Source organism: Streptomyces curacoi (assembly GCF_001513975.1).
GTDB classification, from domain to species: Bacteria; Actinomycetota; Actinomycetes; order Streptomycetales; family Streptomycetaceae; genus Streptomyces; species Streptomyces curacoi.
Map to the genome: position 1 here is coordinate 605,000 of NZ_KQ947989.1, position 21,580 is coordinate 626,579.

Genomic DNA, 21,580 nt, shown 5'->3' on the forward strand with positions numbered 1-21,580 from the left:
GGCAATGAACATGTAACGAAGACGGCCTGCCGCCGGGCGCCCCTCCTCACGGCAGTACTGGCCGCTTCGGTCATGCTCACGCTCGGGGGCTGCGACTCCGGCGCCGACGACTCCAAGTCGGCCGCGGCGAGCGGGCCTTCGGTGATCGTGCCCGGCGAGCCCGGCGAGGAGAACCGGCGGATGTCCGCAGAGGAGGCCGCACGGCAACGCGCCGAGGACGACTCCCCCAACTCGGCGGACGTCGCCTACGCGCGGATGATGATCGAGCATCACGAGCAGGCCCTGGAGATGACCGAACTCGTCCCGGACCGTGCCGAGTCGGCGAAGGTCGAGCAGCTCGCCGAGCGGATCGCCGCCGCGCAGGGGCCGGAGATCACCGCCATGAAGGGCTGGCTGAAGAACCACGGCAAGGCCGGCAAGAGCGACGGCCACGAGCACGCGTCGATGCCCGGCATGGCCACCGAGGCGCAGCTGGACAAGCTGCGCGCGGCACGGGGCAAGGCGTTCGACCAGCTCTTCCTCACGCTGATGATCACCCATCACGACGGGGCGATCACCATGGCCACGGATGTGAAGGGCCAGGGCAACAACATCCAGATCGAGGAGATGGCCGACGAGGTCGTCGCTCAGCAGACGGCCGAGATCACGCGGATGCGGGACATGCTCTGACGACCCCGGCCGGTACGCCCGCCCGCCGAGGCCGCGCTCAGGGGCGGGCCCGGCGCCGCGTCAGGAAGCCCGCGTCGCGCGCCTGGCCGATCAGCCGGAGCGACTTGCGGCGGTCCTGCCCCGTCGCGCTCATCACCGCCAGCACGGGGTCGACGCCCTGCTCCTGGGCCGCGCGGTACTTCTGCGCCACGAGCCACTGCCCCTCGACGCCCCGCGGCCAGGCCTGCCGCGCCCGGCCCGGCCCGGCGTCCGCGCCGTCCGGTTCGGGGCCGCCCGGGTCGGGCCCGTCCGGTTCGACGCCGATCCCGCACGCCTCGAAGAGCGGATCCTCGAGCCAGTCGGCGAGCGCCGCCAGGTCGTCGAGGGACAGCGCCGGCTCGGCCCGTACGTCCTCGATGGAGACACACCCCTCGGACGCCACGGCGAGCGCGTCGACCCGGGCGCCGTCACCGAACTCCAGCCGGACGCCGAACCACGCCGTGGCGCCGGCTTCGTCCCGCACTTCCCACGCGGGCCACACGGACACGGCGCCGTCCGTCGCGCGACGATCGGAAAGATTAAGAAAGGATGCTTCCAGCACACACGCAACGTAACCGCATGATCACATTCCATACTGAACGAACACGCTTCCCGTACGGCGCACAGCACCCTGTCAGCGGAGCGGCCGCGGTGCGATGCTGGATTCGAGAGCGACTCCTGAAGATCTCCGGACAAGGAGTTCCGCCGTGCTTCGTGTTGCCGTCGTCGGCTCGGGACCGAGCGGGTGCTACGCCGCCCAGAGCCTTGTACAGCAGGACCCCGACGTGGTCGTGGACGTCCTGGACCGCCTGCCGTGCCCGTACGGCCTGGTGCGATACGGGGTGGCGCCGGACCACGAGAAGATCAAGTCCCTCCAGAACAATCTGCGGACGGTCCTGGAGCACGAGCATGTGCGGTTCCTGGGCGGTGTCCAGGTCGGCCCGGCCGGCGTGCCGACCGCCCGGCTGCGGGAGCTGTACCACGCTGTCGTGTACTGCGTGGGCGCCGCCACCGACCGGCACCTCGGGATTCCCGGCGAGGACCTGCCGGGCAGCTGGTCGGCGACCGAGTTCGTGTCCTGGTACAGCGCCCACCCGGACTCCCCCGAGTTCTCGGCTCCGCCCGAACAGGGAGGTACTCCCACCGACGACGGATTCGTGCTCGGCGCGCGGTCGGCGGTGGTCATCGGCGTCGGGAACGTCGCGGTGGACGTCACCCGGATGCTGGCACGGGGCACGGCGGAGCTGACCCCCACCGACATGCCGCAGGCGGCGCTCACCGCGCTCGCCGCGAGCCAGGTCACCGACATCAGCATGGTCGGGCGGCGCGGCCCCTCGCAGGCCCGCTTCACGACCAAGGAGCTGCGCGAACTGGGCACACTGCCGGACACCGAGGTGACCGTGGACCCCGCGGAGCTGGAGCTGGACCCGGCCTACGTCGATCCTTCCGGGCTGCCCGCGGTGCAGCGCCGCAACATCGAGGTGCTGCGCGGCTGGGCCGGCGCCCCGGCGCGGGATGCCCGCCACCGCATCCGGCTGCGTTTCTTCCTGCGGCCCGTGGAGCTCCTCGCGCAGGCAGGGCGCGTGGGCGCGGTGCGCTTCGAGCGGACGGCACCCGACGGGCAGGGCGGGGTGACGGGCACGGGCCGCTACGAGGACATCGAGGCCCAGCTGGTGCTGCGTTCGGTGGGCTACCGCGGAGTGCCGCTGGAGGGGCTGCCGTTCGACCCGGCGACCGGCACGGTGCCGCATCTCGCCGGGCGCGTCCTGCGTGAGGGCCTCGTCGCACCGGGCGAGTACGTGGCCGGCTGGATCAAGCGGGGCCCCACGGGCGTCATCGGCACCAACCGTCCGTGCGCGAAGGAGACGGTGACGTCTCTGCTGGAGGACGCCGCCGTGCTCGTGCAAAGGGAACTTCCCGAGGATCCGCTCACGGCTCTGCGCGCCGAGGGGATCGAGCCGGTCGAGTGGGCGGGCTGGTGCGCGATCGAGCAGGCGGAGGCGGAGCTGGGGGCGTCGCTGGGCAGGGCTGTGGTGAAGCTCCCCGACTGGGAGTCCCTGATGGATGCCGCGCAGGGCAACGCCCCTTAGGGGCGCGGGGAACTGCGCGACCAGCCACACACGACCCGCGCCGAGAAACGAACCAGCAACACCCCCGAAATCAACAATCTGTTCAAGGAGCCTACGGTCTCGCGCATGACAGAAACCGCACCCGTGCACCCGGTCGACGAGATCCCGCCCAAACGCCAACTGGCCGCCTTCGGCCTCCAACACGTCCTCGCGATGTACGCCGGCGCCGTCGCAGTCCCGCTGATCGTCGGCGGCGCCATGAAACTGCCGCCCGCGGACCTGGCGTATCTGATCACGGCCGATCTGCTGGTGTGCGGTGTCGCGACCCTCATCCAGTGCATCGGCTTCTGGCGGTTCGGCGTACGGCTGCCGATCATGCAGGGCTGTACGTTCGCGGCCGTGTCCCCGATGGTGCTGATCGGCACGACCGGCGGCGGACTGCCCGCGATCTACGGCTCAGTGATCGTCGCGGGGCTCGCGATCGTCCTGCTGGCACCGGTCTTCGGCAAGCTGCTCCGCTTCTTCCCCCCGCTCGTCACCGGCACCGTGATCCTGGTCATCGGTCTGTCACTGCTGCCGGTAGCGGGCAACTGGGCCGCGGGCGGCGTCGGTTCGGCGGACTTCGGGGAGCCGGAGAACCTGGCGTTGGCGGCCTTCGTCCTCGCGGTGGTGCTCGGGGTGCAGCGGTTCGCGCCGGTGTTCCTCAGCCGGATCGCGGTGCTGATCGGCATCGCGGTCGGGCTCGCCGTGGCCGTGCCGCTGGGCTTCACCGACTTCGGCGGGGTCGGGGACGCCGACTGGGTCGGGATCAGCACGCCGTTCCACTTCGGGGCGCCGACCTTCGAGTTCTCGGCGATCGTGTCGATGCTGGTGGTGGCGCTGGTGTGCATGACGGAGACGACCGGCGACTTCATCGCGGTGGGTGAGATGACGGACCGCAAGGTCTCACCGCGCTCCCTCTCCGACGGCCTGCGCGCCGACGGTCTGTCGACCGTGCTGGGCGGCGTCTTCAACACCTTCCCGTACACGGCGTACGCGCAGAACGTGGGCCTCGTCGGCATGACCCGTGTGCGCAGCCGCTGGGTGGTGGCCACGGCGGGCGGCATCCTCGTGCTGCTCGGCCTGCTGCCGAAGCTGGGCGCGGTGGTGGCGGCGATCCCGGCGCCGGTGCTGGGCGGTGCGGGCCTGGTGATGTTCGGGACGGTCGCCGCGAGCGGTCTGCGGACCCTGGCCGAGGTGGACTTCCGGGGCAACAACAACCTGACCGTGGTGGCCGTTTCCGTGGCCATGGGTGTGCTGCCGGTCGGCGTGCCGACGGTCTACGAGAAGTTCCCGGACTGGTTCCAGACGGTGATGAACAGCGGCATCAGCGCGGGCTGTCTGACGGCGATCGTGCTGAACCTGCTCTTCAACCACCTGCCCGCGAAGGCCGGTTCAGGCGCTTTTGGGGCGGACGGCCTGGCGGTCGGCGGCGTCGAGGAGGGCGTCCAGAAGTCCCGGGAAGAGACCGTCTAGGTCGTCCCTGCGCAGGCCGTTCATCTTGGCGGTGCCCCGGTAGATCTGCTGGATCACCCCGCTCTCGCGCAGCACCCGGAAGTGGTGCGTGGCGGTGGACTTGGTCACCGGCAGGTCGAAGTGCGAGCAGGAGAGCTCCTCGCCCACGGCGGCGAGCTCGCGCACGATCCGCAGCCGCATCGGGTCGGACAGCGCGTGCAGCACGCCTTCCAGACGGATCTCCTCGCGCGTCGGGTGCGGGAGGTCTCGACTGCTGACAGCGGGGCGGGTCACGGCTGCTCCACTTCACTCGGGTCCCTCCATGGTACGAGAAGCATCGTAGTTTGACACTCCCCGTACTACGATGCCTATCGTACGAGTCGACCACCGGTCCCCGCCACGAATGGAGTCCGCCGTGAGTGCGCTCTTCCAGCCCTGCACCCTGCGCGATGTGACGATCCCGAACCGGGTGTGGATGGCCCCGATGTGCCAGTACTCGGCCGCACCGGAGGGCCCGGAGACGGGCGCCCCCGACGACTGGCACTTCGCGCACTACGCGGCCCGCGCGGCCGGCGGCACGGGGCTGATCGTCGTCGAGGCCACGGCGGTGAGCCCCGAGGGCCGGATCTCCCCGTACGACCTGGGCATCTGGAACGACACCCAGGTCGAGGCGTTCCGCCGCATCACGCGCTTCCTGGTGTCCCAGGGCACCGTTCCGGGCATCCAGCTGGCCCACTCCGGCCGCAAGGCATCGACGGACCGGCCCTGGAAGGGCGGCGCGCCGGTGGGACCGGACGCCCACGGGTGGCAGCCGGTGGCGCCGAGCGCGGTCGCCTTCGCCGAGGGGCACCCGGTGCCGAGCGAACTGACGGTCGCCGGGATCCAGGAGATCGTGGGGCAGTTCGCGGACGCCGCCCGCCGCGCCCTCGCCGCCGGCTTCGAGGTCGCCGAGATCCACGGCGCCCACGGCTATCTGATCAACGAGTTCCTCTCCCCGTACTCCAACCACCGCACCGACGCCTACGGCGGCTCGTACGAGAACCGCACCCGTTTCGCGCTCCAGGTCGTGGACGCCGTACGGGAGGTGTGGCCGGACGACAAACCCCTGTTCTTCCGCATCTCGGCGACCGACTGGCTGGAGGAGGACGGCTGGACCGCCGACGACACGGTCCGTTTCGCCGCCGACCTCAAGGCCCACGGCATCGACCTGCTCGACGTCTCCACCGGCGGCAACGCCGCGGGCGCCCGGATCCCCGTCGGCCCCGGCTACCAGGTGCCGTTCGCCGCGCGGGTGAAGGCCGAGACCTCACTGCCGGTCGCCGCGGTGGGGCTGATCACCGACGCCGAACAGGCCGAGAAGATCATCGCGAACGGCGAGGCGGACGCGGTGCTGCTCGGCCGTGAGCTGCTGCGCAACCCCTCGTGGGCGCGGCATGCGGCGCGGGAACTCGGCGGGGACGTGCATGTGCCGGACCAGTACCACTCGTCCGTTTGATCGCCTGTTCGCAGGGGCGGGGTCTGAGGGGCGTGCGACTGCGGGTTGCTCGTGGCCGGTCGCGCCACGCGGCGGAGCCGCACATCGATACGGCCCCGCCGCCCCTGACGTCGGCACGCTCGCCTCGGTCGAGGTCATCCGGTCGGCAGTCGCCGCATGACCATCCGCTCCAGGTGCGGCACTGCCCGCTGCCCCGACACCGCGAGCGCGATCGACGCGGCGACGCCCGCCCAGGCGAGGGGGCCGAGCGGTGTGCAGCCGAAGAGGTGGCTGATACCGGGAGTCTCGACCAGGACGACCAGGGCGGCCCCGGAGCCGAGGGCGGTGGCGCGGACCAGCGGGCTGCTGCGGCGGTCGGCCAGGGTCTGGGCGAGCTGGGTGCCGACCACCGCGCACAGCGCCATGGTGGTGGAGCGGCGGGCGGTGCCCGGGGTGAAGCGGCCGATCAGCCAGGCGGCCGTCGCGCCCAGCGTGGTGGTCAGGGCGCGGTGCCGGATCTTGCGGATCAGGGGTGCGCCGAGGAGCGAGGTGCCCAGGGGTTCTGTGTCCTCGGAGGCGATGGGGTCGCCCTGGCCCGGCTCGCTGCTCGCAGCGCCTTCGCCGCCGCGTCGGCCGGGCCGGCCCTCGGCCGCGTCCGTGTCCTCCGGCTCCTTCGGGGTCACCGCCACCGCCATGGCCGGGAACAGGTCGGTGAACAGGTTCACCAGCAGCATCTGGCGGGTCGACAGCGGCGCCGAGCCCGACAGGAGGGTGCCGAGCAGACCGAAGCCGACCTCGCCCGCGTTGCCGCCGATCAGGATGGCGATGGCGTCGGCGACGCTGTGCCACAGGGCCCGGCCCTCGGCGACCGCCTCGATCAGGACCGTCAGATCGGCGTCCGTGAGCACGAGGTCGGCCGCGTTACGGGCGGCGGCCGAGCCGCGGGCGCTGATGCCGACGCCGATGTCGGCGGCGCGGATGGCGGCGGCGTCGTTGGCTCCGTCGCCGACCATGCCGACCACCCGGCCGGCGTCCCGCAGCGCCTCGACGACCTGGAGTTTCTGCTCGGGCGCGACCCGGGCCACCACGCCCATGTCGCGCAGCATCCGGGCGCGTGCCTCCCGGTCCGCGGACGCCAGCTCGTCGCCCGTGACCACGCCGGTGTCCTCGGGCCAGCCGAGTTCCGCGGCGATCGCCCGCGCGGTCTGCGGGTGGTCGCCGGTCAGCATGACCGGTCGTACGCCCGTCTCCCGCAGGCCCTGGACCAGGGCCGTGGAGGTGCCGCGCGGTACGTCGGCGAGCGCCAGCAGACCGGTGAACTCCAGCTTCCCCAGGGGCTGTTCCAGGACATCCGCCGCGTTGTCCGCCGGGTCCAGCGGGCGCCGGGCCACCGCCAGGACCCGCAGTCCGTCGCCGGCCAGCGCGTGCGCCGTCTCCGACGCCGAGCCGGGCAGGCCGGAGCAGGCGGGCAGCACCGTCTCGGGGGCGCCCTTGACCACGAGTACGGGAGAGCCGTCCTCCGCCTTGCCGACGGCGGCGGCGTAGCCGCGGCCGGCCTCGAAGGGCAGGGCCTCCATCTGGGACCACTCCGGGTCGGGGGCCGCCGCGTCCAGGACGGCCTCGTCGGTGGCGTGGACGGGCCGGTCCGAGCCGCCGTTGAGCTGCGGGCAGGCCCGCGCGGCGACCCGCAGGGTGAGGTCGGCGGCCGTCTCGTCCGGGGTACGGACCGTGCCGTCGGCGTCGGTCACCCGCACCAGGCGCAGCCGGTTCTCGGTGAGGGTGCCGGTCTTGTCGAAGCAGATGGTGTCCATCCGGCCGAGCGCCTCCAGGGTGCGCGGGGCCCGGACGAGGACTCCGCGGCGGCTCAGCCGGCGGGCGGCGGCGAGCTGCGCCACGGTCGCCACCAGCGGCAGCCCTTCGGGCACGGCGGCTACGGCCACCGCCACCCCGCCGCTGACCGCCTGGCGGACCGGCGCGCCGCGCAGCAGCGACAGGGCGGTCACCCCGGCGCCGCCCGCCAGGGTCAATGGCAGGGCCTTGTCGGTGAGTTCCCGCAGCCGGGCCTGGACGCCGGCGGACGGGGGCCGACGGGCGGCCAGGGACACGGCCCGCGCGGCCTCCGTCCGCTCCCCGGTGTCCACCACGACGGCCCGCGCCTCGCCGGCCACCACGGTCGTGCCCTCGAACACCATGCAGCGGCGGTCGGGCACGGGGGCCTGCGGCGTCGGGTCGGTCGCCTTGGCGGCGGGCAGCGACTCCCCGGTGAGCGCGGACTCGTCCACCTCCAGGCCGTCCTCCCACAGCAGACGGGCGTCGGCGGGCACCACGTCGTCCGCCCGGAGCTCGATCACGTCGCCGGGCCGGAGCTTGGCGGCGTCCACGACGCGCGGCCGGGCCGACGGCTCCTGGGCCGTGACGCGTGCTTTCTGCTTCTGCTTGGCCAGCAGCCCGGACAGCGCCCGCTCGGCCCGCATCCGCTGGATGCCGCCGACCAGCGCGTTCAGGTCGAGCGCTCCGACGACCAGCAGCGCGTCCACGACCGAGCCGAGGATGGCTTCGGCGGCCGAGCCGACGGCGAGTACGGGGGTGAGGGGGTCGTCGAGCTCGCCGCGCACGGCCCGGGCGAGCCGCAGCGGCCCGCTCAGCGGTGCGAACACGCGCTTTTGGCCCATCGTGCGGAGCGTCTTGCGCGCGCTGTCGGTGAGCTGCTCGGACAGGGTCGGCTCCGGGCCCTCCTCATGCTCCAGCCGGTCGCGGACCTCGGTGGGCTCCAGTTCGTGCCACGCCACGCGTGGCCGGGGGTGCGGGGCGCGGGCCGCGGCCACGCCGAGGGCCGCACGCGTGCCGGTCAGCAGGGCCCATGCCGCGCTCACGTCGACCGGCGTGTGGCGCAGTCCGGGCCATGGCGTACGGCGGCCACGCCGGGACTTGCCGATGGCCACGAGGATCCCGGACAGGGCGGCGCCGGACCGGGCCAGGGTCTGCGACCTGCGGCCCACCCCGCGTGCGGCGGGGACCGCGCGCAGCAGCCGCCACACGTCGGCCAGACCGTGCGAGGCCAGCACGTCCGCGCCCCAGACGACGGCGCCGTCCCGGTCGGTGAGGGTGACCGCCACGTCACCGGCGAGCAGCCCGGTGAGGACGTCCTCGTCGTCCGGTCCCGGCCGGGCGACGGTGACGACGCAGCCGTCCTCCCCGCGCAACGCGTCCACCACCTCGCTCAGCGGCCGCTCGTCGCGCACCACCTGGTCGGCGAGCGTCGTGAAATCGGCCAGGGCCGGGTCGTCCACCATCACGACACGCAGCCCCGCGCGCCGCGCCGCGTCCAGCACGGCCTCCGCCCACGGGTCCGCGCCCGCACCAGGGGTGCGCAGCGCGCTCGGATGCAGGACGACCGTGTCGGCCATCTCCAGCTGTCGCAGCCGTTCGGTGTCCCGCACCAGGACGCCGGTGCGCGACAGCGCGGAACTCAGTACGGCGTGGAAGGCCGCGGGGCCGTAGCGCGCGGCCTTGGGGGAGCCCGCGAGCACTGCCTCCGCGGCCTCGGTGCCGTCGTGTTTGACCAGCAGTGTGGCCAGGGCGCCCACCAGGCTGCCGGCCTCGGCGTGCGCGGCGTACTCCTGGGCCGGGGACGTGCGCAGCGGCGGGCGCGGGCACTGGTTCCCGGCCAGGCTGCACCGGTCGGGCACACAGACCTCGTCGTGGACCATGTCGAACGCCGCCGCGCGGGCCACCGTCTCCCACAGCTGGAGAGAGCGCAGCGCACCGTCGAGCACCAGCGCGGTCGGGGTCCGGCCGGCGCCGTGGACGGCCGCGTTCACGACGGCCAGCGCCACATCCATGCGGGAGCGGCCGAGCCGGGCCCGCAGCCAGCCGCGAAAGCGCGGGTTCTCCCGCAGCAGCGTCACCAGCGCGGTCACCGCCCGGGGCGTGGTGGGCAGGCGCAGGCCGTACCCGATGAACGCGGCCGCGATGCCGATCCCGTCGGCGGCGAGCGTCGTGGCGGCGGCCCGCACTCCCGCGGGGTCGGCCGGGTGGACGACCTCCTCCACGGCCTCGTCCGTCTGGGCCAAGCCGTGCCGGGCCGCGATCTCGGACGCCTTCTCGACCACCCGGTCGCTGACCGACTCCTCGATGGCGGTCACCACCAGCCGGCTCAGTCCGCCGTCCCAGTACGCCAGCGCCACGTCGGGCCGCTCCGCCAGCGCCGCGGCGACCCGGCGTGCCGCGCGCTCCGTCCCGCCCTCCTGCCGGACCCGGTCCGGCGCCGCGGGCCGCAGTGCGAGGTGCGTCCGTGTGCCGGACCGCCAGGGGTGCGGGCGCAGGGGCAGGGTGTTGCGGGCGACCCGCACGACGCGCGCCGCGGTGTCCACGCTCCGTACTCCTGCCCGGGCCGTGCCGGCCATGGCGCCGGCGGCGACTCCCACCGCGGGGGCCGCGCCTCTGGCGAGCAGCCGGGGCCCGGCCGCGGCCAGCCCGGCCGCGGCGGCCACCGGACGTGTGAGCAGTCCCAGAACCATCGCTCGCCCTCGCTCCACCTCGATCGACATCGTCCTGCGTGCGGCCCGGGTTCCCGCAAAACGGCATGTCATCCGCGCACACGGCCCTGACGTGCCATTTCCGGGCCCCGTAGCCGCGGCTGACCGCGTGGGGCGGGACAGGGCGGTGGCCGGGGGCGGCACACCCCCGGCCACTCCTCGATGTCCAGGAAGGTCAACCGGCCGTGCAGGCCGTCCCGTTGAGGGTGAAGGCGCCGGGCGCGGCACTGTTCCCGCTGTGGTTCGCCTGGTAGCCGATGCTGACGCGGGCCCCGGGCGCGAGCGCCGCGTTGTACGAGGCGTTGGTCGCCGTCACCGCGCCGGAGGCCGGGGCGTACGCGGCTCCCCAGCCGTTGGTGATCGTCTGGCCGGACGGCAGGGGGAAGCCGAGCTTCCAGCCGTTGATCGACGTGGTGCTCGTGTTGGTGATCGTCAGGGTGGCGGTCAGTCCCGTGTTCCAGGCGTTGGTGGTGGCGGTCACCTTGCAGGCGCCGGGCTGGGGCTGGGGTGCGGGGCCGCCGCTGTCGAGGCCGAAGAAGGTGAGGACCCGGGCCGCCATGCCGTGGCTGTACAGGTTGTGGCCGACGCCCTGGAGGCTGATCGCCTCGACGGGGGCCCGGTCACCGGTGCCGCCGTAGCGGGTGCGGGTCCAGCCGGACTGGGGCGTGTCCGTGGCGGCCGGGGTCTGGGCGACGCGCTGGACGTCGGTCCACTGCTCGATCATCTCCCCGAAGTTGGGGTAGCGCAGCACGTCGTCCTCGGTGCCGTGCCACAGCTGCATCCGCGGCCGGGGCCCGGTGTAGCCGGGGTAGGCGCCGCGCACCAGGTCGCCCCACTGCTGCGGGGTGCGGTTCACGGTGCCGCCCGCACAGGCGCTGTTCCACTCGGAGCCGTCGGTGGTGGCGAAGCAGCCGAAGGGCACGCCCGAGAAGGCGGCGCCCGCGGCGAACACGTCGGGGTAGTCGCCGAGCAGGACGTTGGTCATCATCGCGCCGGAGGAGATGCCGGTGGCGAAGATCCGGCTGGTGTCGGCGTCGTAGGTGCGCACCGTCCAGTCGATCATCGACTTGATGCCGACCGGGTCGCTGCCGCCGCCCCGCTTCAGCGCCTGGGGCGAGGAGACGTCGAAGCACTTGCTGCTGCGGGTGACGGACGGGTAGACCACGACGAAGCCGTACTGGTCGGCGAGCGTGTCGTACTCGGTGCCGTTGTACATGTCCGGGCCCGAGCCGGTGCACCAGTGCACGGCCACCAGCACCGCCGGGTTGGCGGTGACCGTGTCCGGCACGTACAGGTACATCCGCAGGTTGCTGGGGTTGGTGCCGAAGCCCGTGATCTCGGTGAGCGTCGCGGTGGGGACGACGTCGGCGGCCTCGGTGCGGGCGGCGGCCGCGGGGGCGGTGACGAGCAGTGCCGCGAGCAGCGGCAGGAGCGCTCCGAGCAGGGCGACGAGCGGCGCGCGCAGGGGTCTGCTCACGGTGGTGCGGGCGGGGGTGGGCACGTCCTGGTCCCTTCTGGTCACGGCTCGTGGACGTGGTGCGGCTTGCTCAGCAGGAGGAGTTCGTCTGGGTCACCAGGCCGAGCCTCCAGGGCAGTTGGGAGTAGTCGCCGCTCGCGGCGGGGTCCATCCCCTGGTACAGGAAGCGCAGGCGGCACGGGTTGATCGTGAGCGTCTGGTCGACGCCGTCCCGGATCATCTCGCCGTGGCTGAAGTCCGTGGTCCAGGCGGGCCGGCCCGGCCCGAAGGTCACGTTGGCGGAGCGGATGAAGGGGTTGGCCTCGGTCTCCGCCAGCGGTGTCCACGCACCGCCGAGCCTGTCCGCCGTCCAGGCGCGGAAGTAGCGTCGCCAGTCGGAGCCGGTGGCCAGCGCCTCGACGAGCATGAGGTACTTGCCGGTGGTGCCGAGGCGGTAGACGTTGCTGCCCTCGAAGAGGTCGAAGCGGTTGGGCTCGGACAGGACGATGGTGGTGTCGCGGAAGCCGTTCGGGAACTCGGCGACCGTGGTGCGCGAGCGGTACTCGTGGCCGTTGCCGTCGGAGGAGAACAGATAGCAGTCGGTGTCGTCGCAGATGACCCAGTAGTCGAGCCAGCCGCCCGGGCCCTTGTTCTGCGTGACGATCGGCGGCTCGGCGTCGAAGAAGTTCCGAGGAGCGCTCCAGCTGCCCGGGTCCGCCGGGTCATTGCTGGTGGAGAAGGAGGGCAGCGGGGTCTGGTAGACCATGTACCACTTCTTCTGCGGCGCGAAGTAGAACACCTGGGGAGCGGCGGCGTACCGGTTGCCGATGGCGGGGTTGGTGTCGAGGAAGGTCTGCGGTGCGGCGGCGGCCTGGGACCAGTCGGCGAAGCTGGTGTGGGCCAGGCTCCACCGGCCGGAGGTGTCGGCCGTCGTCATGTAGACATGCCAACGGTGGCCGTACCGGAAGACCGTGGGGTCCTTCACGGAGACGATCGGGTGGCCGGCGTCCGGCTTGGGCGCGATCAGCGGTCCGCTGGAGGACCAGGCGAAGGAGCTGGGCAGCGGCCCGGCCCGGTCCGCCGCCGGGCCGCTGGCGACCGCGCGGTCCGGGGATACGGCCACCGCTCCGAAGGCCAGCAGGATGAGCACCATCCCGCTGATCAACGTACGCATATGTGGAGTCGGCATTGACTCGCCCTCTCGCCGGGGAAGCGTCCGCAGGGGCATGGTGACATGGACACGCCCTTCATGGAAGCGCTCCCACGCGCGGGGGCGAGAGAGCCCTTACCCTCCACGAGGACTGGCTGAGTTCTTGTGCGCAAAGCATTGACCAGAAAGCGCTTGCCCCCTACGTTCCGTTCAACAGTGTGACCGAGCCGCATCGCCGCACCCCCACACGGTCACACTGCCCGCGCGCGGCGTTCCACTTGCCACACATAGTTCACGTACATGATCGAGCAAGCCCTTCCGAAGGGATGCACCCGCATGCGCACTCTCCCCCCACGTGCACGCCCGCAAAGAACCACCCTGGTGACTGCCGCCGCAGCCGCCCTCGCCACCGCGGCCGTCATCGTGCTGCCCCAGCCGGCCGGGGCGGCGGAAACCTCGCCCGTCGGGTTCGGCGCCGGGACGACCGGTGGCGGCAGCGCCTCGCCGGTCACCGTCTCGACCCTGGCCGCCTTCAAGTCGGCGGTGACCGGCAACTCGGCCAAGGTCGTCCGGGTCAACGGCCTGATCCCGCTGAGCGGTCAGGTGGACGTCGGGTCCCACACCACGGTGCTGGGCGTCGGTTCGGCGTCCGGGTTCACCGGGGGCGGGCTGCGGCTGAAGAACGTCACCAACGTGGTCGTCCGGAACCTGAACATCAGCAAGCCGGTGGCGCCGTCCGACGGCATCACGGTCCAGGCGTCGACGAAGGTGTGGATCGACCACAACTCCTTCTCGGCCGACCGCGATCACGACAAGGACTACTACGACGGCCTGCTGGACATCAACCACGGCTCGGACAACGTCACGGTGTCCTGGAACACCTTCAAGGACCACTTCAAGGGCTCACTCGTCGGCCACAGCGACAACAACGCCTCCGAGGACACCGGCCACCTGAAGGTGACGTACCACCACAACCACTTCAGCAACGTCCACTCGCGCATCCCCAGCCTGCGCTTCGGCACCGGGCACTTCTACAACAACTACGTGGCCGGCGCGGACACCGCCTGCCACTCGCGCATGGGCGCCCAGATGCTCGTGGAGAACAACGTCTTCCGTGACACGAAGATCGCTGTGACCACGAACCGCAGCAGTGACGTCGACGGCTACGCCAATCTGCGCGGCAACGATCTCGGCGGGGCCGCGACCGAGATCTCCCGGGTCGGCACCTTCACCGCGCCGCCCTACGGCTACACCGCGGAGTCCGCGTCCACCGTCGTCACCTCGGTGACGTCCGGCGCGGGCGCCGGAAAGATCTGACCACCCCCCAACTGGAAGAAGGCATCGGGACATGACTTCACCAGCAAAGCCCCACGCCCGCCGGCGCGCACTGACCGGCGGTCTGGCCGCACTCGGCCTCTCATCTGTCATGATCACGACAGTAGGGGTCCCGCCGGCGAGCGCCGCCACCTGGCCGAGGCCCAGCAGCAGCCAGCCGGTGAGCTCCACCATCAACGTCTCCGGCGTGCGGGACGGCGGCATGGTCCGCTACTACGGCAGCGGCGACCTGGCCGGCGACGGCCAGGAGGAGGGCCAGGACCCGATCTTCAAGCTCGCGCCCGGCGCGACGCTGAAGAACGTCATCATCGGCGCGCCCGGCGCCGACGGCATCCACTGCGAGGGCAGCTGCACGCTGCAGAACGTGTGGTGGGAGGACGTCGGCGAGGACGCCGCCACCTTCCGGGGCGGCTCCACGTACAACGTGATCGGCGGCGGCGCCAAGAAGGCCGCCGACAAGGTGTTCCAGCACAACGGGCCCGGCACGGTGAACATCTCCAACTTCGCCGTCAGCGAGTTCAAGACCTTCTACCGCTCGTGCGGCGACTGCTCCACGCAGCACACGCGCAAGGTCAACCTCAGCAACATCGAGGTGACCGGCACGGGATCCACCGCCCGCCTCGTCGGCATCAACGTGAACCGCAACGACGTGGCGACACTGCGCGGCATCACGATCCTGAACGACGCCGGCCGCAAGGTCATCCCCTGCCAGAAGTACAACAACAACACCGCGGTGGGTACGGGGCCCGACAGCAAGAACTGCCTGTACTCCAACTCGGACATCACCTACAGGTAGCCGCACCAGCAGGTAGTCCCCCCAACACGGTGGAGGCGGCCGTCCGAAGCGTCCCCGCACGGCGCTTCGTACGGCCGCCGCGGCATTGGCGGCGACACGCGCGCGTAAGTCATCGGTCGGGGCTGTCGACTCGGGGCTGTCGACTCGGGATTGACGACTCGGGGTTGTCGACCGCTACGCGCGCGTACACCCTCGCTCGCGTTCAGCGTCCTCCACGCGCGCGTACGTCCTCGGTCGGGTCGACCTGGCGGCCGCCGTGCGCGCGTACCGTCTCGGCCACCTCCCGCCGGTAGTCCGCGTACGCGGCGCGCAGCCGTGCGCCCGGCCAGTCGGCCGGGAGGAGTTCGGGCGGCAGCACCGGATCGGCGAGCAGGTGTCGTACGACGGCCGCGAAGGCGGTGAAGCGTTCGGAGGGGTGGCGTGCTCGGCCGACTTGGGCGAGCAGGGCGCGTCCCGTACCGGCCCACGCGTCCAGCGGCCACAGGCTCGCGGCGAGCTCGCGGGCGGGCCGCTCGGGGCGGGCCGTGCAGCGCTCGGCCACCTGGCCGAGGTCGTCCGGCAGGGGCCGGAGCAGATTGGCCGGCCGCAGCCAGACGCCCTCCCTGAGTTCGGCGAGCCGGAGGCGGGCCAACTCGGTGCGCAGTTCCGCCCGTTCGGCGGGGCCTCGGCCCGTGGCCGTGACCACGACCATCTCCCAGTCGCCGTCCCAGGGCAGGGTCTCGGGGTGGACGGCGTCGTCCTGGCGTCGCTGGCGTTCCAGCAGCCGGTCGCTCAGCCGGTAGACCGTGTCCGCCCGCCGCAGGTCCCCGGCCGCCACCATCCGGCTGAGCGCGGCCCGCACGGTGGACCCCGCGATCCCGAACGGCTCCACGCAGCGCACCAGGTCCTTCACCGGCAGCTCGGGCGGATGCAACCCCAGCAACAGGCTCAGGACGACCGACCGGGCGGACAGCGGGCGCAGTTCCACCTCGTCGGCCTGCGGTGACGGGTTGTTCGGCATGGTCACGACTGTACGGGGCGGAGGCGGCGTATTACAGGATTGCTGCGGTCGCAGTCATAGTGCAACACTGGCGGTATGGTCTCGACACTCGCGCAGGAGCAGTCCGGAGCCGAGCAGGAGCAGCCCCGGCAGTACGCCACCCATGACGTCACCAACCAGCCCCCTCCCCTGCCGCCGTACGACGCGTCCGAGGACACGGCCCTGCTCGAAGGGCTGCGCCGCGAGGGCGCCGACTGGGCCGAGGAGGGCATCCGGCGGCTCGGCCTGCGGGCCGGGAGCGCCGAGGCGCAGGAGTGGGCCGAGCAGGCCAACCGGTACGAGCCCGAGTTGCGCACGCACGACCGGTACGGCAACCGCGTCGACGAGGTCGAGTTCCATCCGAGCTGGCACCACCTGATGCGGGTCGCGGTCGCCGAGGGCCTCGCGGCTGCGCCCTGGGCGGACCGGCGGCCAGGAGCACATGTCGCCCGGACCGCGGGCGGGATGGTGTGGGGCCACACCGAGGCAGGGCACGGCTGTCCGACGTCGATGACGTACGCCGCCGTCCCCGTGCTGCGCCGGCAGCCCGAGCTCGCGAAGGTCTACGAACCCCTGCTGACCAGCCGGGAGTACGAGCCGGGCCTGCGCGTACCGACCGACAAGCGGGGCCTGCTCGCGGGCATGGGGATGACCGAGAAGCAGGGCGGCTCCGACGTCCGTACGAACACGACGACGGCCACGCCGACCGCCGAGCCGGGCGTGTACACGCTGCGTGGGCACAAGTGGTTCACCTCGGCGCCCATGTGCGACGTCTTCCTGGTGCTGGCCCAGGCCCCCGGCGGCCTGTCCTGCTTCCTGGTGCCCCGCGTGCTGCCCGACGGCAGCCGCAACACCTTCCGCATCCAGCGCCTGAAGGACAAGCTGGGCAACCGTTCCAACGCCTCCTCCGAGCCGGAGTTCGACGGAACCGTCGCGTGGCTGGTCGGGCCCGAGGGACGGGGCGTCAAGACGATCATCGAGATGGTCAACTGCACCCGGCTGGACTGCGTGATGATGTCGGCGACGCTGATGCGCAAGACGCTCGTCGAGGCGGGGCACCATGCGCGGCACCGCAGCGCGTTCGGCGCGCGGCTGCTGGACCAGCCGCTGATGCGCAACGTCCTGGCCGACCTGGCGCTGGAGTCGGAGGCCGCCACCACGCTCACGCTACGGCTGGCCGGTGCGGCCGACCGTGCGGTGCGCGGGGAGCCGGGCGAGGTCGCCTTCCGCCGGATCGCCACGGCCGTCGGCAAGTACTGGGTCACCAAGCGGGGTCCGGCCTTCACGGCGGAGGCCCTGGAGTGCCTGGGCGGCAACGGCTACGTCGAGGAGTCGGGCATGCCCCGCCACTACCGCGAGGCTCCCCTGCTGTCGATCTGGGAGGGCTCGGGCAACGTCAACGCCCTCGACGTGCTGCGGGCGTTGAGCCGGGAGCCCGAGACCGCGGATGCCCTGTTCGCCGAACTCGCCCTGGCGCAGGGTGCGGACGACCGGCTGGACGCGGCCGTCACCCGGCTGAAGGGCCTGCTGACCGGCGGCTCCGAGGCCGGTGCGCGGCGTCTGGTCGAGCTGATGGCCCTGACCCTCCAGGCCTCCCTCCTGGTGCGACACGCCCCCGCCCCCGTCGCCGACGCCTTCTGCGCCACCCGGCTCGGCGGCGACTGGGGGCATGCGTTCGGGACCCTGCCCGACGCCGCGGACGTGGACGCGATCCTGGGACGGGCACTGCCGGGCGAGCGGTGAGGCTCGGGCGGGGACACCGCCAGGCAACCGCCAGTGGTACCAGCGGCAGCCCCGCCCCCGCCCACCCTCACCCCACGGTCGACCCCGTCCGGCGACACTCCCCCAGCCACCCCACATCCGCCCACCCGTCCCGCGCGCCGGTCAACCCCGCATCCGCCCGCCCCACAACGGCCCCACCCGTGCCCACTCGTAACCCCACTGGTCGATGCGCCGGCTCTCCAGGCGGCGGCGGACGGCCCGGCCGGCGACGAAGGGCACGAACCCGGCGCACACACCCGCGAGGCCGCCGACCAGGGCGGCCCGGGACCGGGCCTCGGACTCGGTGGCGGGCCGGGTCACCAGGCGGCCCTGCGCGTCCGTCCAGACGGTGACCGGCGTGCCGACGCCGCTGCCGGGACGGACGCGGGCCTGGCCGGTGTGCGTGGAGCCGTCCGGGGCGTTCCAGCGGACCTTCGCCCACACGTGCTCGCCGCTCGCTGTGCCGGCGCGGGAGTCGGCGGTGCCCGGCGCCCGCTCGGTGAGCAGGGCCACGACCGGCCGCCACTCGACGCGCTCCCGGGCCATGGTGTGCTCCACTGTGCCGGCCGTCGTCAGCCCGGCGAGCACTCCGGTGAGGACGGTGAGCACCCAGGCGGCGAGCACTGCCCAGGCCTCCACCGCGTCGGCCCGGCGTTTGAGCGGATTGCGCCGCCAGCGCCACAGCCACACCTTCGGACCTCGGAACGCCATCGAAGGCTTCCTCCTCATGAGCGCACGAACATGCCGGACCGACGCCCTCCCATACGGCGAACGGCCGCTGGATGCTCACGGCACGTACCCGGAGTCGACCGTGGCACGGGTCCTCCGGCCGGCGCGGGAGTCTTCGCGAAAGCGCCGCGCGGCTTCCGGCAGCGAGCTATCATCTCCGCCCTGACCTGCGACGTAGGCGTTTCCAGAGGTGACTGTCAGTGCCGGGGTGCAGACTGGCCGGTGTCTGAGACAAAGACGTCGCGGAGGTGATCGGCATGACCGAGGTACTGCTCGCCGTGGGCACGCGCAAGGGCCTGTTCCTGGGGCGGAGGCGAGGTGGCACCTGGGAGTTCGACGAGAGTCCCTACTTCAACGCCCAGGCCGTGTACTCGGTCGCCATCGACACACGCGGCGCGCGTCCACGGCTGCTGGCCGGGGGCGACAGCGCGCACTGGGGCCCGTCGGTGTTCCACTCCGACGACCTGGGCCGCACCTGGACCGAACCGGCCCGGCCCGCCGTCAAGTTCCCGCAGGACACGGAGGCTTCCCTGGAGCGGGTGTGGCAGCTGCACCCGGCGGCAGCGGAGCCGGACGTGGTGTACGCGGGCACGGAACCGGCCGCGCTGTACCGCTCGGAGGACCGCGGCGAGACCTTCGAGCTCGTCCGCCCGCTGTGGGAGCACCCCACCCGGTCGAAGTGGGTGCCGGGCGGCGGCGGTGAGGGCCTGCACACCGTGCTCACCGACCAGCGCGACCCACGGGCCGTGACGGTCGCCGTCTCGACGGCCGGGGTGTTCAGGACATCCGACGGGGGCGCGAGCTGGACGCCCTCCAACTCCGGTGTCTCCGCGGTGTTCCTGCCGGATCCGAACCCGGAGTTCGGGCAGTGCGTGCACAAGATCGCGCGGGACGCGGCGAACCCGGACCGCCTCTATCTCCAGAACCACTGGGGCGTGTACCGCAGCGACGACGCGGGCGCGCATTGGACGGACATCGGCGAGGGCCTGCCGTCCACGTTCGGTTTCGCGGTGGCCGCGCACCCGCGGCGCGGCGACACGGCGTACGTGTTCCCCATCAACGCCGACTCCGACCGCGTGCCCGCCGACCGGCGATGTCGCGTCTTCCGTACGGCGGACGCGGGCAAGACCTGGGAGCCGTTGTCGGCGGGGCTGCCGCAGGGGGACCACTACGGCACCGTGCTGCGCGACGCGATGTGCACGGACGACGCCGACCCGGCGGGCGTGTACTTCGGCAACCGCAACGGCGAGGTGTACGCGTCGGCCGACGACGGCGACAGCTGGCGGCAGCTCGCGTCGCATCTGCCGGATGTGCTGTGCGTACGGGCCGCGGTGGTCGGGTGAACCGTCGGGCGTCAGGGGCCGGCCTTGGCCACCGGTTGATCACCGCTGCCCTTACGGCAGTAGGGTGACGCCCGTGGCACCACGACCCTTGCATGAAATCGTCGAACCGGGCTGGGCGAAGGCCCTGGAACCCGTGGCCGAACGGATCGCCGGGATGGGCGACTTCCTGCGCGCGGAGATCGCCGCGGGACGCACCTATCTGCCGGCCGGGGCGAATGTCCTGCGAGCCTTCCAACAGCCCTTCGACGAGGTACGGGTCCTGATCGTCGGACAGGACCCGTATCCCACGCCGGGACATGCCGTGGGGCTGTCGTTCTCGGTCGCACCCGATGTGCGCCCGCTGCCCGGCAGCCTCATCAACATCTTCCGGGAGCTGAACACCGACCTGGGGCTGCCGCAGCCGTCCAACGGCGATCTGACGCCGTGGACGCGGCAGGGGGTGCTGCTGCTCAACAGGGCCCTCACCACGGCCCCGCGCAAGCCGGGCGCCCATCGCGGCAAGGGCTGGGAGGAGGTCACCGAGCAGGCCATTCGGGCGCTCGCCGGACGGGGCAAGCCGCTGGTGTCCATCCTCTGGGGGCGCGACGCCCGCAACCTCCGCCCCCTCCTCGGCAACCTGCCGTCGGTGGAGTCCGCCCACCCCTCACCCATGTCCGCCGACCGCGGGTTCTTCGGCTCCCGCCCGTTCAGCCGTGCCAACGACCTGCTGATCCGGCAGGGCGGACAGCCGGTGGACTGGCGCCTGCCGTGACGGACCCCTCCGGGTTCCTCGCCGTCGACTCCGGAGGGTCCGGTCTCAGGGTCGTCGTCGGCACCGCCGGCCGTGGTGTTCTGGCGCGGCGGGAGTCCCGCGAGCCGGTGCGTACCGGGGAGCGGGGCATCGACCCGGGGCATCTGATGGAGCAACTGGTGCCCATGGTGCGGGCGTCGGTGGCCGAGGCCGGTGTCGCCCGGCTCGGGGTGGCCGTGGTCGGAGCGGCCGGGCTCGCCACCCTCGGTGACGTCCTGCGCGCCGAACTGCCGGCCGCGCTGAGGCGGGAGTTCGGTATCGGGCGGGTCGCCCTGGCCGCCGATGCCGTCACCGCCTATGTCGGCGCCCTCGGACCGCGGTCCGGTGCCGTGGTCGCCGCCGGTACGGGGCTGATCGCGATCGGCACGGATCTGACGCGCTGGCGTCGCGCCGACGGCTGGGGGCATCTGCTCGGCGACTGCGGCGGCGGCGCCTGGATCGGGCGGGCCGGGCTGGAGGCGGCGCTGCGCGCGTACGACGGGCGGCCCGGCGGGTCGGACGGGCTGCTGGCCCGCGCCGACGAGCTGTTCGGGCCGATGCCGGGGCTGCCCGGAAAGCTCTATCCGCGCCCGGACCGTCCCGCCGTTCTCGCCTCCTTCGCTCCCCAGGTGGCCGCCTGCGCCGACACCGACTCGGTGGCCGCGGACATCCTGCGTACCGCCGCGCGGCACATGGCGGAATCCGCCGCCGCCGTCTGCCCCACCGACGGAACGTCCCAAGTCGCGCTCACCGGCGGCCTGTTCAAGTTGGGCGATCCGCTTCTCGCACCTGTGGAGGAGGAGTTGTCCAAGCGGCTGCCGCACGCACGGCGGGTGCCGGCCGCGGGGGATCCGCTGGACGGGTCGGTGCGTATCGCGACCGATCTGGCGACGGGCGCGCCGGCCCTGCCGAGTGACGAGACGATGCTCTGCGTGGTCACCCGTTCGGGTGGTCGATAAAA

17 protein-coding genes are annotated in these 21,580 nt (G+C 72.6%); 10 read left to right on the top strand and 7 right to left on the bottom strand.

The genetic code is table 11. The features are described 5' to 3' along the window. Positions 1-72 precede the first annotated feature (72 nt). Positions 73-669, top strand: coding sequence for a DUF305 domain-containing protein (locus AQI70_RS22775; RefSeq protein WP_244181795.1), 597 nt, complete (start codon positions 73-75; stop codon positions 667-669). Positions 670-706: 37 nt separating this feature from the next. Here AQI70_RS22775 and AQI70_RS22780 read toward each other — a convergent pair whose 3' ends face one another. Continuing rightward, the gene (locus AQI70_RS22780) at positions 707-1,195 is read right to left on the bottom strand and encodes a DUF6214 family protein (protein ID WP_062152963.1); all 489 of its coding nucleotides are present in this window, start codon (positions 1,193-1,195) and stop codon (positions 707-709) included. Positions 1,196-1,394: 199 nt separating this feature from the next. On the opposite strand from AQI70_RS22780, the gene AQI70_RS22785 reads away from it, so the two are divergent. Beyond that, positions 1,395-2,777, top strand: coding sequence for an FAD-dependent oxidoreductase (locus AQI70_RS22785; protein WP_062152965.1), 1,383 nt, complete (start codon positions 1,395-1,397; stop codon positions 2,775-2,777). A 105-nt stretch (positions 2,778-2,882) separates the two neighbouring features. Further along, a complete protein-coding gene (locus tag AQI70_RS22790; protein WP_062152967.1) occupies positions 2,883-4,271 on the top strand; it encodes a nucleobase:cation symporter-2 family protein in 1,389 nt (462 codons plus the stop codon). Here the strand turns inward: AQI70_RS22790 and AQI70_RS22795 are convergent. After that, positions 4,191-4,544 (bottom strand): ArsR/SmtB family transcription factor, encoded by a 354-nt coding sequence (locus AQI70_RS22795; protein WP_062152969.1) that lies wholly within the window; start codon positions 4,542-4,544, stop codon positions 4,191-4,193. The genes AQI70_RS22790 and AQI70_RS22795 overlap by 81 nt on opposite strands. Positions 4,545-4,665: 121 nt before the next feature. Between AQI70_RS22795 and AQI70_RS22800 the strand changes: the two genes are divergently transcribed. Beyond that, positions 4,666-5,745 (top strand): NADH:flavin oxidoreductase/NADH oxidase, encoded by a 1,080-nt coding sequence (locus tag AQI70_RS22800; RefSeq protein ID WP_062153126.1) that lies wholly within the window; start codon positions 4,666-4,668, stop codon positions 5,743-5,745. 134 nt (positions 5,746-5,879) lie between these two features. Here AQI70_RS22800 and AQI70_RS22805 read toward each other — a convergent pair whose 3' ends face one another. From AQI70_RS22805 to AQI70_RS22815, 3 genes are all read right to left on the bottom strand, one after another. After that, positions 5,880-10,244 (bottom strand): cation-translocating P-type ATPase, encoded by a 4,365-nt coding sequence (locus AQI70_RS22805; protein ID WP_062152971.1) that lies wholly within the window; start codon positions 10,242-10,244, stop codon positions 5,880-5,882. Between the two features lie 193 nt (positions 10,245-10,437). Next, a complete protein-coding gene (locus tag AQI70_RS22810) occupies positions 10,438-11,763 on the bottom strand; it encodes an extracellular catalytic domain type 1 short-chain-length polyhydroxyalkanoate depolymerase (RefSeq protein WP_079051432.1) in 1,326 nt (441 codons plus the stop codon). A 46-nt stretch (positions 11,764-11,809) separates the two neighbouring features. Then, the gene (locus AQI70_RS22815) at positions 11,810-12,892 is read right to left on the bottom strand and encodes a glycoside hydrolase family 62 protein (protein WP_062152973.1); all 1,083 of its coding nucleotides are present in this window, start codon (positions 12,890-12,892) and stop codon (positions 11,810-11,812) included. 312 nt (positions 12,893-13,204) lie between these two features. Here AQI70_RS22815 and AQI70_RS22820 point away from each other — a divergent pair, with 312 nt between their 5' ends. Together AQI70_RS22820 and AQI70_RS22825 are read left to right on the top strand one after the other, a co-directional pair. Then, positions 13,205-14,185 (top strand): pectate lyase family protein, encoded by a 981-nt coding sequence (locus AQI70_RS22820; protein ID WP_062152975.1) that lies wholly within the window; start codon positions 13,205-13,207, stop codon positions 14,183-14,185. A 31-nt stretch (positions 14,186-14,216) separates the two neighbouring features. Next, positions 14,217-14,999 carry a pectate lyase gene (locus AQI70_RS22825; protein WP_062152977.1) on the top strand — a complete coding sequence of 261 codons (783 nt, stop codon included), beginning with the start codon at positions 14,217-14,219 and terminating at the stop codon, positions 14,997-14,999. A 202-nt stretch (positions 15,000-15,201) separates the two neighbouring features. On the opposite strand, the gene AQI70_RS22830 is transcribed toward AQI70_RS22825, so the two are convergent. After that, positions 15,202-15,999, bottom strand: coding sequence for a PaaX family transcriptional regulator C-terminal domain-containing protein (locus AQI70_RS22830; protein WP_062152979.1), 798 nt, complete (start codon positions 15,997-15,999; stop codon positions 15,202-15,204). Between the two features lie 75 nt (positions 16,000-16,074). On the opposite strand from AQI70_RS22830, the gene AQI70_RS22835 reads away from it, so the two are divergent. Next, a complete protein-coding gene (locus AQI70_RS22835) occupies positions 16,075-17,760 on the top strand; it encodes an acyl-CoA dehydrogenase family protein (RefSeq protein WP_062152981.1) in 1,686 nt (561 codons plus the stop codon). A 141-nt stretch (positions 17,761-17,901) separates the two neighbouring features. On the opposite strand, the gene AQI70_RS22840 is transcribed toward AQI70_RS22835, so the two are convergent. Continuing rightward, positions 17,902-18,489, bottom strand: a complete 588-nt coding sequence (locus AQI70_RS22840) for an Rv1733c family protein (protein ID WP_062152983.1) — start codon at positions 18,487-18,489, stop codon at positions 17,902-17,904. Positions 18,490-18,764: 275 nt separating this feature from the next. Here AQI70_RS22840 and AQI70_RS22845 point away from each other — a divergent pair, with 275 nt between their 5' ends. The 3 genes from AQI70_RS22845 (at position 18,765) to AQI70_RS22855 (ending at position 21,578) form a co-directional block, all read left to right on the top strand. Further along, entirely contained in the window at positions 18,765-19,850 is a 1,086-nt protein-coding gene (locus AQI70_RS22845) for a WD40/YVTN/BNR-like repeat-containing protein (protein ID WP_062152985.1), read from the top strand. A 73-nt stretch (positions 19,851-19,923) separates the two neighbouring features. Next, positions 19,924-20,601, top strand: a complete 678-nt coding sequence (locus AQI70_RS22850; protein ID WP_062152987.1) for a uracil-DNA glycosylase — start codon at positions 19,924-19,926, stop codon at positions 20,599-20,601. Beyond that, entirely contained in the window at positions 20,598-21,578 is a 981-nt protein-coding gene (locus tag AQI70_RS22855; protein WP_062152989.1) for an N-acetylglucosamine kinase, read from the top strand. The genes AQI70_RS22850 and AQI70_RS22855 overlap by 4 nt, the downstream gene beginning before the upstream one ends. The last annotated feature ends 2 nt before the right edge of the window (positions 21,579-21,580 follow it).

Bases quoted from the DNA above. Each gene is read 5' to 3' on its own strand.
- AQI70_RS22835 (WP_062152981.1), top strand. From the start codon at position 16,075: ATGGTCTCGACACTCGCGCAGGAGCAGTCCGGAGCCGAGCAGGAGCAG.
- AQI70_RS22840 (WP_062152983.1), bottom strand. From the start codon at position 18,489: ATGGCGTTCCGAGGTCCGAAGGTGTGGCTGTGGCGCTGGCGGCGCAAT.
- AQI70_RS22820 (WP_062152975.1), top strand. From the start codon at position 13,205: ATGCGCACTCTCCCCCCACGTGCACGCCCGCAAAGAACCACCCTGGTG.
- AQI70_RS22825 (WP_062152977.1), top strand. From the start codon at position 14,217: ATGACTTCACCAGCAAAGCCCCACGCCCGCCGGCGCGCACTGACCGGC.
- AQI70_RS22845 (WP_062152985.1), top strand. From the start codon at position 18,765: ATGACCGAGGTACTGCTCGCCGTGGGCACGCGCAAGGGCCTGTTCCTG.
- AQI70_RS22830 (WP_062152979.1), bottom strand. From the start codon at position 15,999: ATGCCGAACAACCCGTCACCGCAGGCCGACGAGGTGGAACTGCGCCCG.
- AQI70_RS22790 (WP_062152967.1), top strand. From the start codon at position 2,883: ATGACAGAAACCGCACCCGTGCACCCGGTCGACGAGATCCCGCCCAAA.
- AQI70_RS22815 (WP_062152973.1), bottom strand. From the start codon at position 12,892: ATGCGTACGTTGATCAGCGGGATGGTGCTCATCCTGCTGGCCTTCGGA.
- AQI70_RS22775 (WP_244181795.1), top strand. From the start codon at position 73: ATGCTCACGCTCGGGGGCTGCGACTCCGGCGCCGACGACTCCAAGTCG.
- AQI70_RS22805 (WP_062152971.1), bottom strand. From the start codon at position 10,244: ATGGTTCTGGGACTGCTCACACGTCCGGTGGCCGCCGCGGCCGGGCTG.